Source organism: Paenarthrobacter sp. NPDC091669 (assembly GCF_044756725.1).
GTDB lineage: Bacteria > Actinomycetota > Actinomycetes > Actinomycetales > Micrococcaceae > Arthrobacter > Arthrobacter bambusae_C.
The window spans coordinates 40273-55582 of sequence record NZ_JBIVTK010000004.1; the positions used below are offsets into that span (position 1 = coordinate 40273).

11 protein-coding genes are annotated in these 15310 nt (G+C 62.6%); 6 read left to right on the forward strand and 5 right to left on the reverse strand.

What is annotated here, in order from left to right; all coding sequences use genetic code 11:
- Nucleotides 1-177: 177 nt before the first annotated feature.
- Nucleotides 178-1659 (forward strand): 30S ribosomal protein S1, encoded by a 1482-nt coding sequence (gene rpsA, locus ACIQLI_RS07850; RefSeq protein ID WP_026540604.1) that lies wholly within the window; start codon nt 178-180, stop codon nt 1657-1659.
- Between the two features lie 98 nt (nt 1660-1757).
- Here the strand turns inward: rpsA and ACIQLI_RS07855 are convergent, their stop codons facing one another.
- The gene (locus tag ACIQLI_RS07855) at nt 1758-2447 is read right to left on the reverse strand and encodes an IMPACT family protein (protein ID WP_400386889.1); all 690 of its coding nucleotides are present in this window, start codon (nt 2445-2447) and stop codon (nt 1758-1760) included.
- Nucleotides 2448-2469: 22 nt separating this feature from the next.
- On the opposite strand from ACIQLI_RS07855, the gene coaE reads away from it, so the two are divergent.
- The 4 genes from coaE to ACIQLI_RS07875 all read left to right on the forward strand — a co-directional run bounded on the left by coaE (nt 2470) and on the right by ACIQLI_RS07875 (nt 8410).
- Nucleotides 2470-3708, forward strand: a complete 1239-nt coding sequence (coaE, locus tag ACIQLI_RS07860; RefSeq protein WP_400386892.1) for a dephospho-CoA kinase — start codon at nt 2470-2472, stop codon at nt 3706-3708.
- 29 nt (nt 3709-3737) lie between these two features.
- The gene (uvrB, locus tag ACIQLI_RS07865; RefSeq protein WP_400386895.1) at nt 3738-5837 is read left to right on the forward strand and encodes an excinuclease ABC subunit UvrB; all 2100 of its coding nucleotides are present in this window, start codon (nt 3738-3740) and stop codon (nt 5835-5837) included.
- Between the two features lie 168 nt (nt 5838-6005).
- The gene (locus ACIQLI_RS07870; protein WP_354226608.1) at nt 6006-7034 is read left to right on the forward strand and encodes a TerC family protein; all 1029 of its coding nucleotides are present in this window, start codon (nt 6006-6008) and stop codon (nt 7032-7034) included.
- 29 nt (nt 7035-7063) lie between these two features.
- Nucleotides 7064-8410, forward strand: coding sequence for an MFS transporter (locus ACIQLI_RS07875; RefSeq protein WP_400386898.1), 1347 nt, complete (start codon nt 7064-7066; stop codon nt 8408-8410).
- Here ACIQLI_RS07875 and ACIQLI_RS07880 read toward each other — a convergent pair.
- From ACIQLI_RS07880 to ACIQLI_RS07895, 4 genes are read right to left on the reverse strand one after another with little or no spacing between them, the layout of a single operon-like run.
- Nucleotides 8407-9765 (reverse strand): alpha/beta fold hydrolase, encoded by a 1359-nt coding sequence (locus tag ACIQLI_RS07880; protein ID WP_400386902.1) that lies wholly within the window; start codon nt 9763-9765, stop codon nt 8407-8409. The genes ACIQLI_RS07875 and ACIQLI_RS07880 overlap by 4 nt on opposite strands.
- Entirely contained in the window at nt 9758-10270 is a 513-nt protein-coding gene (locus ACIQLI_RS07885) for a GNAT family N-acetyltransferase (protein ID WP_354226614.1), read from the reverse strand. Before ACIQLI_RS07885 ends, ACIQLI_RS07880 begins: the two co-directional genes overlap by 8 nt.
- 48 nt (nt 10271-10318) lie before the next feature.
- A complete protein-coding gene (locus ACIQLI_RS07890) occupies nt 10319-11740 on the reverse strand; it encodes a CoA transferase (protein WP_400386905.1) in 1422 nt (473 codons plus the stop codon).
- 10 nt (nt 11741-11750) lie between these two features.
- On the reverse strand, nt 11751-14285 hold the full coding sequence (locus ACIQLI_RS07895) for a DEAD/DEAH box helicase (protein ID WP_400386908.1): 2535 nt from the start codon (nt 14283-14285) through the stop codon (nt 11751-11753).
- A 69-nt stretch (nt 14286-14354) separates the two neighbouring features.
- Here ACIQLI_RS07895 and ACIQLI_RS07900 point away from each other — a divergent pair, with 69 nt between their 5' ends.
- The gene (locus ACIQLI_RS07900; RefSeq protein ID WP_400386910.1) at nt 14355-15134 is read left to right on the forward strand and encodes a trans-aconitate 2-methyltransferase; all 780 of its coding nucleotides are present in this window, start codon (nt 14355-14357) and stop codon (nt 15132-15134) included.
- The last annotated feature ends 176 nt before the right edge of the window (nt 15135-15310 follow it).

The following is a 15310-nucleotide window of genomic DNA, read 5'->3' on the forward strand; positions in this document are numbered from 1 at the left end:
TTTGACCCTGCTTTGCCAATACGACTAGAATAAACGGGCGTGTACTACGTGCATGCATCCATTTTGTATTAATCCACAAATCAGGATGACCCGGTATTTTGCCGTGTTCTGCCGTCCGGACCCGGACGGCAGCGGTTTGCCTGACCGACTCACTATCCACAACGGAGCCCCTACTACATGACCATCACCTCCACCGAGAAGCCCGGTACCCCCGTAGTCGCCATTAACGACATCGGTACCGCTGAGGACTTCCTCGCAGCTGTCGACGCCACCATCAAGTACTTCAACGACGGAGATCTCGTCGAAGGTACCGTCGTCAAGGTCGACCGCGACGAAGTTCTGCTCGACATCGGTTACAAGACGGAAGGTGTCATCCCTTCCCGCGAGCTTTCCATCAAGCACGATGTTGATCCCGGTGACGTTGTCGCCGTTGGCGATCAGGTCGAAGCTTTGGTTCTCACCAAGGAAGACAAAGAAGGCCGTCTGATCCTCTCCAAGAAGCGTGCTCAGTACGAGCGCGCCTGGGGCGACATCGAGAAGGTCAAGGAAGAAGACGGTGTCGTTACCGGTACCGTCATCGAGGTTGTCAAGGGTGGCCTCATCCTGGACATCGGCCTGCGTGGCTTCCTGCCCGCATCCCTCGTCGAGATGCGCCGTGTCCGCGACCTCGCTCCGTACATCGGTCAGCAGATCGAAGCCAAGATCATCGAGCTGGACAAGAACCGCAACAACGTTGTGCTGTCCCGCCGTGCATGGCTCGAGCAGACCCAGTCCGAGGTTCGTTCCACGTTCCTCAACAAGCTGGAAAAGGGCCAGGTTCGTCCGGGCGTTGTTTCCTCCATCGTCAACTTCGGTGCCTTCGTGGACCTGGGCGGCGTAGACGGCCTCGTTCACGTTTCCGAGCTGTCCTGGAAGCACATCGACCACCCCTCCGAGGTTGTCGAGGTTGGCCAGGAAGTCACCGTCGAGGTCCTCGAAGTGGATCTGGACCGCGAGCGTGTCTCCCTGTCGCTCAAGGCTACGCAGGAAGATCCGTGGCAGACCTTCGCCCGCACCCACGCCCTCGGCCAGGTTGTTCCGGGTAAGGTCACCAAGCTGGTTCCGTTCGGTGCGTTCGTTCGCGTCGAAGACGGCATCGAAGGCCTCGTGCACATCTCCGAGCTGGCTGTCCGCCACGTGGAGCTCGCCGAGCAGGTTGTCTCCGTTGGTGACGAACTGTTCGTCAAGGTCATCGACATCGACCTCGAGCGTCGCCGTATCTCCCTCTCCCTCAAGCAGGCCAACGAGGGCGTTGACGCTGACAGCACCGAGTTCGATCCCGCTCTGTACGGCATGGCCGCTGAGTACGACGAAGAGGGCAACTACAAGTACCCTGAGGGCTTCGACCCCGAGTCGAACGAATGGCTCGAAGGCTACGAGACCCAGCGTGCAGCTTGGGAGCAGCAGTACGCTGACGCCCAGACCCGCTGGGAAGCCCACAAGAAGCAGGTTGCCCAGCACGCTGCTGACGACGCTGCTGCTGCAACGTCCGGTGAGAGCGATTCCGGCACCACGAGCTACTCCTCGGAGCCAGCTGCTGCTGAGTCCAACACCGGCGGCGGTACCCTGGCGTCCGACGAAGCACTCGCCGCACTGCGCGAGAAGCTGACCGGCAACTAATTCCGCCTCCCTCACGGGATGTGCTGAACAGCCAAAGAAGGACCCCTGCCTCCGGGCGGGGGTCCTTTTGCTTTAAGCCTTCGCGATGCGGGAACTGCTCAGCGGGGGACGTCGACCCACTCGGTTCCCTGGGGCCGCAGCTCAAGATGTCCCGCCGTCAGGGAAGCCAACCGCGCGCGGGCCTCGGAGATGGCCGTTGCCTCGTCGGGCAAGGCGACTCGAAGAACCGTGTGCTGTGGCTCGTATCCGGTGTCCGCCATCACGTACCCGGCACCGCGAAGCTCGTTTTCCAAGCGGCCGGCCCCGGCATGGGGGACGTCAATGGCGCATAGACGCAATCTTCGACGGAGAACCAAAGGAGCCAGATCCAAACCTGCGGACACCGATTCGGAGTATGCGCGGACCAGTCCTCCCGCGCCCAGGAGGATCCCACCGAAATAGCGCACGACGACGACACTGACGTCGCTGAGGTCCGTCACCCTTGGTGAGGTCTCACGTTTGAGGAGTGCCTCGAGCATGGGGATACCCGCTGTACCAGAAGGTTCGCCGTCGTCGCTGGAGCGTTGAATCATCCGATCGGGCCCTATGACGAAGGCTGAGCAGTGGTGGCGGGCGTCGTGGAATTCACGCCGGAGATCATGGACCAGGGACCGCGCAGTTTCCTCATCCGGGGAGCGGCGAAGGACTGTGATGAAGCGGGACCTGCGGATCTCCAGTTCGTGTCGGAAATCCGGACCAACCGCGATGGTCGTATACGTTGTCGCGCGGCTGTCATCCTCATTTTCCACCGCTTCAGTCTAGTGTTGGAGGGTGCTGAAGATTGGGTTGACGGGCGGCATCGCCTCGGGGAAATCGCTGGTGGCGGCCAGATTACGGGAATTGGGTGCCATCCTTGTGGACGCAGACCTTCTTGCGCGGGAAGTGGTGGAGCCTGGGACTCCCGGCCTGACGCGCGTTGTGGAAGCATTCGGCCCTGAAATTCTCGACTCTCATGGGAGGCTTGATCGGCCCAAGCTCGGGGCTATCGTGTTCCACGATCCCTCACAGCGCGAAGTGCTTAATGGCATCGTTCACCCGCTGGTCCGCGAGGCAGCCGGGGCGGTCGTTTCAGGAGCCGGCCCCGGCGACATCGTGGTCCAGGACATTCCGCTGCTTGTCGAGACAGGGCAGGGCAGCACCTTCCACTTGGTGGTGGTGGTGGATGCACCGGAGAAGGTGCGCGTCCAACGAATGGTGGACTTCCGGGCGATGACTCCCGACGATGCCCGGGCCCGTATTGCGGCCCAGGCCACGCGGGAGGAACGCAATGCAGCTGCCGATGTTGTCCTGGTCAACGACGGTGACCGCGCAGAGCTCCTCGCCAAGGTTGAAGCCTTGTGGACGGACAGGCTGTTGCCTTTTGCAGAGAATCTCCGCCGGGGGACAAGAGCTGAACGGCATGTCGGTCCGGTCATGACGCCATCCAACAGTGAATGGAGCAGGCAGGCTGACCGCCTCGCCGCCCGTATTGCCGTTGCCGCCCCCCACCAGATCCTCGCAGTGGACCACATCGGCTCCACATCGGTGCCGGGACTGGCGGCCAAGGATGTGATTGACCTTCAGGTGGCGGTAGCCGATCTCGAGGCCGCTGATGTGATGGCGGATCAACTCACTGCAGCGGGGTTCCCTGCGGTCCCGGGAGCCACCCGGGACACACCGAAACCCACCCAGCCTGATCCCGCAGAGTGGCAGAAGCGGTTCCACGCCAGCGCCGATCCCGGCCGGCCGGTGAATCTCCATGTCCGCGTGGCCGGGTCGCCGGGGTGGCGGTATGCCCTGCTGTTCCGTGACTGGTTGCGCTCTGAGCCTTCCGCCATGGCGCTCTACGAGGCGCAAAAACGCACGTTGGCGACCACTTTTGCGGGGGAAAGTGGCACGGCCGCCTACGCCGACGCCAAGGAGCCGTGGTTTACCGACGTTGCCTGGCCACTCATGGATGAGTGGGCCAAACGCACAGGGTGGCTGCCGCCGTCGTATATCTCTTCTGCTGAAGGCAAACGCGGACAGTAGCTGTCCTGGGGCAGGGGTAGATTGGTTTCATGAGCCTTGCCCAGGAAATCAACCGTGTCGTCGCGCCGTTCGAAGTGATCAGTGAGTTCAAGCCCGCCGGTGATCAGCCGACAGCCATTGCGGAACTGACGGAACGCATCAACAACGGTGAAAAAGACGTAGTGCTCCTCGGTGCCACCGGTACGGGTAAGAGTGCCACCACGGCGTGGCTCATTGAGCAGGTCCAGCGGCCCACCCTGGTCATGGTGCAGAACAAAACCCTTGCCGCGCAGCTGGCCAATGAATTCCGGGAGCTGCTGCCCAACAATGCGGTGGAATACTTCGTCTCGTACTACGACTACTACCAACCCGAAGCGTACGTAGCGCAGACAGATACCTTCATCGAGAAGGACTCGTCCATCAATGAGGAAGTCGAACGGCTCCGCCACTCGGCCACCAACGCCCTGTTGACCCGTCGCGACGTCATCGTTGTAGCCACGGTGTCCTGCATCTACGGCCTGGGTACGCCTGAGGAATACATCGCCGGCATGGTCACCCTCCGCAAGGGCGCGGAGATGAATCGCGACCACCTCCTGCGGAAGTTTGTCTCCATGCAGTACGCGCGCAACGACATGGACTTCCACCGGGGCACGTTCCGTGTCCGCGGTGACACCGTGGAAATCATCCCCATGTACGAGGAACTGGCCATCAGGATCGAGTTCTTCGGTGACGAGATCGAGAACATCCAGACCCTCCACCCCCTGACCGGAGAGGTCCTCCGCGACGAAGAGGAGATGTACGTGTTCCCGGCATCGCACTATGTTGCCGGTCCGGAACGCATGGCCCGTGCCATCAAGCGCATCGAGGACGAACTTGCTGACCGCTTGAAGGTCCTCGAAGGCCAGAACAAGCTGGTGGAGGCCCAGCGGCTCAGGATGCGCACCACGTACGATCTCGAGATGATGCAGCAGATGGGTTTCTGCAACGGTATTGAGAACTACTCCGTCCACATTGACGGCCGTAATCCCGGGACCGCCCCGCACTGCCTCATTGACTACTTCCCGGACGACTTCCTGCTGGTCGTTGACGAATCGCATGTCACTATCCCGCAGATCGGCGCCATGTATGAGGGCGACATGTCACGTAAACGGAACCTCGTGGACTTCGGCTTCCGCCTCCCGTCCGCCATGGACAACCGGCCGCTGAAATGGGATGAGTTCCTGGAACGCATCGGCCAGACGGTGTATCTGTCCGCAACCCCCGGTAAGTACGAGCTCGGCAAAGCTGATGGCTACGTGCAGCAGATCATCCGTCCCACCGGCCTCATCGATCCCGAGGTAGTGGTCAAGCCCACCAAGGGACAGATCGACGACCTCCTCGGTGAAATCAGGACCCGCACGGAAAAGAACGAACGCGTTCTGGTCACCACGTTGACCAAGCGCATGGCGGAGGATCTCACGGACTACCTGGTGGGCCACGGCGTCAAGGTGGAGTATTTGCACTCCGACGTCGACACCCTCCGACGCGTGGAACTGCTCCGTGAGCTCCGGATGGGCGTGTTTGATGTCCTCGTAGGCATCAACCTCTTGCGTGAAGGCCTTGACCTGCCGGAGGTTTCCCTCGTGAGCATCCTCGACGCCGACAAGGAAGGGTTCCTGCGTTCTTCCACCTCACTGATCCAGACCATCGGCCGCGCAGCGCGTAACGTGTCAGGCCAAGTCCACATGTACGCGGACCGGATCACCGACTCCATGGCCCACGCCATTGAAGAAACCAACCGGCGCCGCGCCATCCAGGTGCAGTACAACACGGACCATGGCATCGATCCGCAGCCGTTGCGGAAGAAAATCGCCGATATCACGGACCAGCTGGCCAAGGAAGACGCAGACACCCAGGAGCTGCTCAAGAACAACCGGCTCGCCAAGGGCGGCAAACGCGGCAAGTCGGCCGCCAAGGGTGCGGCAACGGTTCGGCAGGATGGCCTCGCCGCCGCTCCCGCCGAGGACCTGGTTGGCCTCATTGAGAAACTGACCGAGCAGATGCACGGGGCTGCTGCTGAACTGCAGTTCGAAGTCGCAGCCCGCATCCGTGACGAAGTCAAGGAGTTGAAGCGCGAATTACGCCAGATGCAGTCCGCCGGGCACGCCTAAGGTAAGGTTGAGGTCACGTAGGGGAGTATCCCAAGCGCTACGTCCGTCAGCACGCAAGGCACAGATGCCTCGCCGGATGTAGCGGGCCGCCAATTTCTGCATTCACCGCACCCTGGCAGGCCGGAGAGACTTACACCGCTTTCCCGTACCCTGCGAAAGGCACCTTTAATGCAGCTTCCCGTCTGGTTTGAGATCGGCTCCTTTGTCGTTCTCGGAATCATCCTGCTGATTGACCTCCTGTTGGTCGTCAAGCGTCCCCATGAACCTTCCATGAAGGAAGCCGGCCTGTGGGTCGGCTTCTATGTAGGACTGGCACTGCTCTTTGCGGTAGCCATGTTCGCGTTCGCCGGCCCGGAATATGGCGGCCAGTTCGTCGCCGGTTGGGTCACTGAGTACAGCCTCAGCATCGACAACCTCTTTGTCTTCATCATCATCATGGCCCGCTTCTCCGTGCCCCGTAAGTACCAGCAGGAAGTGCTGATGGTGGGCATCATCATCGCGCTGATCCTCCGCGGTATCTTCATTGCCCTCGGCGCTGTGGTCATCGAACAATTCAGCTGGGTCTTCTACATCTTCGGCGCCTTCCTCCTCTGGACTGCCTGGAAGCAGGCCAAGGACTCGGGCGAAGACGAAGAAGAGGGTGCTGAGAACCCGCTGATTGCCCGCCTCCGCAAGGTCCTGCCGATGTCCGAAAAGTTCGACGGCAACAAGATCCGCACCGTCGTGGACGGCAAGAAGGTCTTCACCCCCATGCTGATCGTCTTCGTGACCATCGGCCTGACGGACCTTCTCTTCGCTGTTGACTCCATCCCCGCGATCTTCGGCCTGACCCAGAGTGCCTTCATCGTCTTCACCGCGAACATTTTCGCGCTGATGGGCCTGCGCCAGCTGTACTTCCTCCTCGGCGGTCTCATGACACGCCTGGTGTACTTGAAGCATGCCCTGTCCGTGATTCTGGCCTTCATCGGCGTCAAGCTTGTCCTGCACGCAATGCACGTTAACGAACTTCCGTTCATCAACGGTGGCCACCACATCGAGTGGGCTCCCGAGATCCCCACGTATGTGTCCCTGGCGGTCATTGTTGGAACCATCATCGTGGCTGTTGTCGCCAGCCTCCTGAGCCCGCAGGCACGCCAGGCCAAACTGGATGCCAGGCTCGAGGAAGATGCAAAAAAGAGCATGAGCGAGGCAGAGTAACTCTCCCCGGAAAGTTGTAGTCTCGTGAAGTGACTACCACTTCAACTACGGCGCTGGACCCACAACGGGTTCAGCGCCGTACTGTTTTCCTGCTCAGTTCCGCACAACTTCTTAGCGGGGTCGGCAACGGAGCCACGCTCTCCATCGGATCGTTGCTGGCAGTGGACCTGTCAGGTTCAGAAGCCTGGGCCGGTTCCATCACCACAGTGCTGACACTGGCCGCGGCGATCGCGGCTCTGCCCTTGGCGCGGCTGGCGGAAACGCGAGGACGCCGCACCGGTCTGGTGACGGGGCTGGTGGCCGCGATGATGGGGGCGCTCCTGATTATTGCGTCCGTGGTGGGTCAGTCCTTTGTGCTGCTCTTGTTGGGCGCAGCTTTCCTGGGTCTTGGTACCGCCGCAAACCTGCAGGCGAGGTTCGCCGCCGTCGACCTCGCTGACCCGGAGCACCGCGGACGGTCACTGTCCACCGTGGTGTGGGCCATCACCATTGGTGCTGTTGCCGGACCCAACCTGATCCAGCCCGGTGCAGTGGTAGGGGAGGCACTCGGGCTGCCGCCTATTGCCGGTCCCTTCGTCTTCTCTGCCGCCGGCCTGTTCCTTGCAGCCGTCCTGTTGTTTGCGGGCCTCCGCCCGGACCCCCTGTTGCTGTCCCGGCGGCTGGCGTCCCAGGCAAGCGGCGACGCAGGCGAGGGCGCGTTGCCCGCCAGGGGTACCATCCGTTCGGGATTGCGTGCCGTGCGCTCATCACCGTCGGCGATGCTGGCCTTGGCCGCCGTTGTGGCCGCGCACGGCGTCATGGTAGCCGTCATGTCCATGACGCCCCTGCACCTTCAGCAACTCGTCGGCGGTTCCCCTGCAGGACACCATGGCGGAACCACCGACAGCGCGGATGCTCTGGTGATCATCGGTCTCACGATTTCGCTTCACATTGCCGGAATGTTCGCGTTGTCGCCTCTCTGGGGGTGGCTGACTGACAAAGCAGGGCGCCTGCAAACCATCGCCATGGGCCACGGCCTGTTACTGGTTGCGGTGTTCATTGCCGGATTCGGCCAGCATGAGCCCGGTCTCGTCACCGCTGGCCTGATCCTCCTGGGCCTGGGCTGGTCTGCAGCAACCATCGCCGGTTCAACGTTGCTGGCTGAAAGCGTTGCCCCTGATGCGCGCGTTACCGTTCAGGGCGTCTCCGACACCCTCATGGGTGGTGCCGGCGCCATCGGCGGCGCCACCTCCGGCCTGCTGCTCGCGTGGATCGGATACCAGGGCTTGAACATCGCGTCCAGCGTTCTGGCCGCTGCGGTGCTGGCCTTGACGCTCGTCATGGCCGTAAGATCTGCAGGGGCCCAGGACGCGCCGACGCTCCAGCCACCGGCCTAACGGACTGCCCGAACCATCCCAAGGAGACGCGCGAAGATTCCCTCGCCATCTTCGCCGATACCATCGTGGTGGAAGTCTGCGGTGACCCATGGTTGAAGCCCACGCACTGCCGCAGCCGTTTCCAGGGACAGATCATGATCTACGTAGATATCGTCCTTGTACACGGCGGCAGCCACGGGGACGGTGTTTGCCGCCAACTGTTCGGGACTGTAGAGGGGCTTCCAGTCTTTCTTGGCGGCCAACTGCTCAGCCACATCCCGCAGGGGGACCAAGGCCGGATCCTGTTCGAAATACCAGGGGTAGACCATCTCACCGGTGAGCAGTGGCTCCTTGGCGTCGGGTTTGAATTCCGGATGGTCCTCCAGCACCCGCCACGCGGCCCAGTTGGTTGCCTCACCCTGTCCGTAAATCGACTCATGCACCACGGCGTACAGAGGGTTGGCCGCGCGGCTTACGAGGCTCCGCACTTGTTCAAGGAACGCCTCGGACAGGCGCGGGCCGGAGGGCGTGTCAATAAATGCATCCTCAAGGAGGTAGTGAAGCGCGTCCACCCGCGTGTTGCCACCGAGGAAGGATCCGATCATCTGGAAGCGCTCGGTCGTGAGCCGTTCGCCGCTGGCGAGGTATTCAGCATTCCGGTCCAAGTGGCGCGCGATCCGGGTGACGGCGTCCCGGTCTTCCGGGTACCAGGAGAAGTACTCGGCGTTCCGCAAACCGACGCGGTGGAAGGTGGCGTGGTACACGCGGTCCGCCGGACCGTGGAGCGGTGCCAGCCCGCCGGTGATCAGGACCTCGCGGAGGCCCTGCGGCGCGAAGGAAAGATACGTCAACGCGCAGAAACCGCCGAAGCTCTGGCCGAGGACGGACCACGGACCAGAGCCGAGCACATGGCGGATGTACTCAGCGTCAGCAACAATCGAGTCGGCACGGAAGTGTGTCAAGTATTCGGCTTGTGCTGCGGCGTCGCCCCGGAGTCCGAGTGACTGCGGTTCAACGGGAGTGGACAAGCCTGTGCCGCGTTGGTCGAGCATCAGGATGCGGAAGTCTTTCGCGGCCGCCTTCATCCAACCCGACAATGACGTGACCCGGTTGCCACGGCCGCCCGGGCCGCCTTGCAGGAACAACAACCAGGGCAATCCGGCCGCTTCATCGGCCGTGTGGTCGGTGGATGAGTATTCCCTGGCGAAGACCGTGATGGTCTCGCCGGCGGTGACTGATTCATCCGGTACATGCACCAAGGGAACGGTGAAGTAATGCTCCGCCGTTCGCAAGCCGCGGAACTCGTGGCGCGCGCGGACTCGGTGCACGCCGGCAGCGCTGCCGCCGGTGGTCTGGTTTGGGTTCCGGTCAGCCACGGGCGAGAGCCTCGTTGGCCTGGCCCGCTTTCGAGCCGAAGGCTTCAAGTGCCCCGCCGGTCAGGCGGAACGTGGACCACTCTTCCATGGGGAAAGCGCCCAGGTTCTTGTAGAACTTGATGGAGGGTTCGTTCCAGTCAAGGACGCTCCACTCCACACGGGCGTAGCCACGTTCGACGGCGGTGGCCGCCAGATGCTGCAACAGCGCCTTGCCATGGCCCTCGCCCCGTGCGTCGGGGATCACGTAGAGGTCCTCGAGGTAGATGCCGTGGACGCCCTCCCACGTGGAGTAGTTCAGGAACCAGAGGGCGAACCCCTGAACTGTGCCGGCACTGTTTTCGGCCATGGTGGCGTAGACGCGGGGGTTCTCGCCGAAGAGTACTTCGGTGAGCATGGCCGGGGTATTTTTTACCGCGTCCGGTTCCTTCTCGTAGATCGCAAGATCATGGATCATCCTGAGGATGGCAGGGACGTCGTCTACAGTGGCTGGGCGGATTACACTCATGGCTCCGAGCTTACTAGGGGAGCCCTGCCTGCCGCTCCCGGTTCTTCCTTACTGCCAGGCCAGGGCGGACGTTCCGTACTTCACCGGTGCCTTGCCGTACTGCAGGGGAACACAGTCCACGGTCAAGGGAGGCCCTACGAAGCGGAGTGGCCCGTAAGGGCTGTCCACCAGACGGAAGTCCGGAAGGGGCACTCCGCCGACGCCGCCGGCGGAGTCCACCAGACGGAAGTCCGGAAGGGGCACTCCGCCGACGCCGCCGGCGGGCCCGTTCGACGGCAAGCGGAAGAGCACCTCCGCCGTGCGGACCAGGGAAACGTGCGCTGATCCTCCGCGTCCTGTGTGGAGGCGTTCGGCCAGGAGTGCCAGTGCGCCTGCAGCGATCCCGTACCCCGTTGCGTGATCCAGTGCCTGGACGGGCAGCGCGCCGGCCTTCCAGCCGTCGTCGTCGTGTCCGTATCGCTCCGCGATTCCGCAGGCTGCCTGGACGAGGCTGTCGAAGCCCCGCCGGCCATTCCAGGGTCCTGTACTGCCCCAGGCGCTCATTGTCACCACCACCAGCCCAGGCCTGGCGGCGAGCATCTCGTCCGGGTTCAAGCCAAACCTGTCCAGTCCGCCGTGGCGGTAGCCGGTCACTACGACGTCGGCCGCCGAAAGCAGGCGGTGCACCACATCCAAGGCTCCGGCATTGTTGAGGTCGGCTTCGGCGCTGCGCTTATCGAACCCGGAGTCAACAAAGGCGTCGGTGAGCTCGGGAAGGCCGGGAGGATCGATCCGCAGGACATCCGCACCCAACGCCCCAAGAAGCCGGGTGGCCGTGGGCCCGGCTATGACGCGGGTCAGGTCCAGGACCCTGAGTCCGGTCAAGGGCCGGAACGGATCCGTGGAGGGCATCCACCGCGACAGCCGTGGACTTTCGTCCTGCACTGCAGAACGGGTGAAACCGATCCACGGTCCCGCGTTTGCCGTCGCATGCATGGGTGTAGCCATCCACTCTTCACGGGTACGGACGGCGGCGGCAACACCCCTCCCGGCAGTGATGGCTTCTTCTGCCTCCAGCGCGGTCATTGAACGCAGCACCCGGTCCAGCTCTTCAGGAGTAGTGGCCTGGAGCGTTTCCATCAACCGGGCCGCATGGTGCGGGTAGTTGGCATGCAAGCGGACCCACCCATCCAATGTGGGGCGGAACCCGGACATCGGAGCAAAACCCTGGGGTTTCCTGCCCGAGATCCTGAGGTGTCCCAACGAATCGAAAGAGGCTGCCGTCAGTTCTGACGACACCGAGTATCGGCCCGTGGAACCCGTCAGGGATTCGAGCGCAGTGGCTGCAGCCTGGACGGACCCCAACGCGAGCCCTTCGACGTCCAGGCTGCCACCCCACCACCAGCGTGGACCGTTGCAGGCTGCCGGTTCCGCCGCGCTGAAGGCTTCCAGCGACCGCAGGCTGCCGGTCAGGTCCGGAACCTGTTCCACGGCAATTGGCCTAGAGCCTGTTGGCGTCGGTCACCCGGACCACGGCGGTACCGGTTTCGTCGGATGCGGCCAGGTCTACTTCGGCCGAGATTCCCCAGTCATGGTTGCCCGCTGGATCGTCGAAGATCTGCCGCACTTTCCAAGTGCCGGGTTCCTCGGTGATGATAAGGAGTCCCGGACCACGGGCATCAGGACCCGTTCCGATGTCATCGTGTTCATCGAAGTAGTCGTCCAGGACTTCTTCCCAGCGTTCTGCGTCCCAGCCAGCATCGCCGTCCAGCTCACCCAGTGCCGCAGAATCCTCATCCGCGAACAGTTCAACCCTGCGGAACATTTCGTTCCGCACCATCACGCGGAAAGCCCGGATGTTGGACGTCAGGAGCGGCGGCGGGGGCGGTGGCGCGTCGTGTGGTGTGGGGGCGAGGCCCGAGGTGAGCTCTTCCCATTCATCCAGCAGGCTGGAATCAACCTGGCGGACCAGTTCTCCCAGCCACGCAATCAGGTCTTCAAGGTCTTCACGCAGGGAATCCTGGGGAACAGTCTGCCGCAGGGCGCGGAACCCGTCCGCCAGGTAGCGCAGGACGATGCCCTCCGAGCGGGCCAGGCCATAGAACTGAACGAACTCACCAAAGTTCATGGCGCGCTCGTACATGTCCCGGATAATTGATTTCGGCGCAAGCTCGAAGTCGCCCACCCACGGGGCGGCCTTGCGGTACACCTCAAATGCTTCGCCGAGGATCTCCGCCAACGGCATGGGGTACGTCACTTCGTCAAGCATGGCCATCCGCTGGTCGTACTCGATGCCGTCGGCTTTCATGGCCGCAACCGCCTCGCCGCGTGCCTTTTTCTGCTGTGCCGAAAGAATCTGGCGGGGCTTCTCCAGGGTTGACTCGATCACGGAGACCACGTCCAGGGCGTAGGACGGCGACTCGGGATCGAGCAACTCCAGGGCGGCCAAAGCGAAGGGGGAGAGCGGCTGGTTCAGGGCGAAGTTTGCCTGCAGGTGCACTGTAAGGCGTACGGAGCGCCCCTCAACTTCCCGCTCTTCCTCCGGGATCCGTTCAACCACACCTGCGGCCAACAGTTCACGGTAAATCCCCAAAGCCTTCTTCATGAGTTTGAGCTGGGCCGCGCGGTTCTCGTGGTTCTCGCTGAGCAAGCGCCTGGTTGCCTGGAACGGGTCACCAGGGCGTTCCATGAGATTCAGGAGCATTGCGTGCGTCACGGTGAAACTGGACGTCAGTGGCTCAGGCACGGACTCCACCAGCCGTTTGAAGGTGGGCTCACCCCAGGAGACGAATCCCTCAGGAGGCTTTTTCTTCACCACCTGGCGCAACTTTTTCTGGTCATCGCCGAACTTGGCCGTTGCCTTGGCCATCGCTTTGGTGTTCTCCACCACGTGGTCCGGGGCCTGGACTACCACCGTGCCGGCGGTGTCGTAGCCCGCGCGACCGGCACGTCCGGCAATCTGGTGGAACTCACGTGAGTTAAGCGATCTGGTGCGTACGCCGTCGTACTTGCTCAAAGCAGTCAGCAACACGGTTCGGATAGGCACGTTGATGCCCACCCCCAAAGTGTCGGTACCGCAAATGACTTTCAGCAATCCGGCCTGGGCAAGTTGCTCCACCAGCCGGCGGTACTTGGGGAGCATGCCGGCATGGTGGACACCGATGCCGTGGCGGACCAGTCTGTTGAGGGTCTTTCCAAAGCCGGCGGCGAACCGGAAACCTGCAATGAGCTCAGCGATCCGGTCCTTCTCCGCGCGGCTGCACATGTTGATGCTCATAAGGTTCTGGGCACGCTCAATGGCTTCAGCCTGGCTGAAGTGGACCACGTACACCGGGACCTGCTTGGTGGACAGCAGTTCTTCCAGGCTCTCGTGGACCGGGGTCAGGTGGTAGTAGTAGTGCAGCGGAATGGGACGCTCCGCTGAGCTGACTGTGGTGGTGGACCGGCCGGTGAGTTCGGTCAGCCCGGTTTCGAAGCGAGTGACGTCGCCCAGGGTCGCGGACATCAGGAGGAACTGTGCCTGGGGGAGTTCCAGCAGGGGGACCTGCCACGCCCAGCCGCGCTGCGGGTCGGAGTAGAAGTGGAATTCGTCCATGACCACCGAGCCGAGCTCCGCCGTCGGGCCTTCACGGAGGGCAATGTTGGCCAGGATTTCAGCGGTGCAGCAGATGATCGGGGCGTCCTGGTTGACGCCAGAATCGCCGGTAATCATTCCCACGTTTTCCGCACCAAAGATGTCGCAGAGGGCAAAGAACTTTTCGGACACCAATGCCTTGATCGGAGCCGTGTAATAGCTCCGCTGGCCGCGGGCCATCGCCTCGAAGTGTGCCGCGATGGCCACCAACGACTTTCCGGAGCCCGTGGGGGTGGCGAGGATGACGTTGGCGCCGGAGGCAAGCTCCATAATCGCTTCGTCCTGGGCCGGGTACAGCTGCAGCCCGCGGGTTTCGGTCCACTCAACGAACCGTGTATAGATTTCGTCCGGGTCCAGGGGACCGGTAGCGGTGGAACCGGGAAGCTGCTCAAGAAGTTTCATTGGTTTCAGCTTAGTGCCCGCACGGTTTAGGCTCGGCCCAGCAATGGTGGCAGATGCGAGGAGGCTTTAATGAAGTGGGATCCGTCCAAGTATGTGGAATTCGGAAACCATAGGGAACGTCCTTTCCATGACCTCGTCGCGAGGGTCCAGTCCAGTGACCCCCGCACGGTAGTGGACCTCGGCTGTGGCCCGGGAAACCTGACCGCTACGCTCACCGAACGCTGGCCAGGCGCCCGTGTTGTGGGCGTTGACTCTTCGGAGGAGATGCTCCGCAAAGCCGGCGCGCTCACGCAGCAGTTCAATCATCTGGAATTTACACTGGGCGACATCGCGGACTGGTCGCCCGCCGCCGATACCGATGTAGTCGTGAGCAATGCAGCCCTTCAATGGGTCCCGGGCCATCAGGAAATGCTGGCCGGGTGGCTGCGCGCCCTGAAGCCCGGCGGGTGGTTTGCCCTGCAGGTTCCCGGCAATTTCAGCTCTCCCTCCCACACTCTGATGCGGCAACTCGCAGAGTCGCCCCAGTGGTCGGCCCGGCTGGGCGGCGTTCTCCGACATGACGGGGCCGTGGGGAACCCGGCGGATTACTTGGGCATAATGCTCGACGCCGGATGCTCGGCTGACGCTTGGGAAACCACCTACCAGCAGGTACTTCCGGGCAGTGACCCGGTCCTGCAATGGGTCCGCGGCACAGGGCTCCGTCCCGTCTTGGCGGCACTGTCCGGTGAAGAAGCTGCCGGGTTCGAGACTGAGTACGCCGCGATGCTGCGTGAGGCGTATCCCGCAACAAGCCATGGAACCGTCTATCCGTTCCGACGCATTTTTGCCGTGGCCCGGAAGAATGCATGATGCCGGTGGAGTCTCCTCCCGGGATGGCAACGAACTTCCCGGGCAATGAGCTGCCTGGTGTTCTGCCTCGGCGTGGATGCCAAGGTACCCGCCGTCATGGCTTGTCCGCTGCCGTCGTCGCTGGTCTAATTCTCGACATGGACCAAGGACGCTTCCAACATCAGATGCCCCGCCTC

What these genes read in the sequence shown, in the direction of transcription:
- rpsA (WP_026540604.1), top strand. Translation starts at nt 178, where the DNA reads ATGACCATCACCTCCACCGAGAAGCCCGGTACCCCCGTAGTCGCCATT.
- uvrB (WP_400386895.1), top strand. Translation starts at nt 3,738, where the DNA reads ATGAGCCTTGCCCAGGAAATCAACCGTGTCGTCGCGCCGTTCGAAGTG.
- ACIQLI_RS07870 (WP_354226608.1), top strand. Translation starts at nt 6,006, where the DNA reads ATGCAGCTTCCCGTCTGGTTTGAGATCGGCTCCTTTGTCGTTCTCGGA.
- ACIQLI_RS07885 (WP_354226614.1), bottom strand. Translation starts at nt 10,270, where the DNA reads ATGAGTGTAATCCGCCCAGCCACTGTAGACGACGTCCCTGCCATCCTC.
- ACIQLI_RS07895 (WP_400386908.1), bottom strand. Translation starts at nt 14,285, where the DNA reads ATGAAACTTCTTGAGCAGCTTCCCGGTTCCACCGCTACCGGTCCCCTG.
- ACIQLI_RS07900 (WP_400386910.1), top strand. Translation starts at nt 14,355, where the DNA reads ATGAAGTGGGATCCGTCCAAGTATGTGGAATTCGGAAACCATAGGGAA.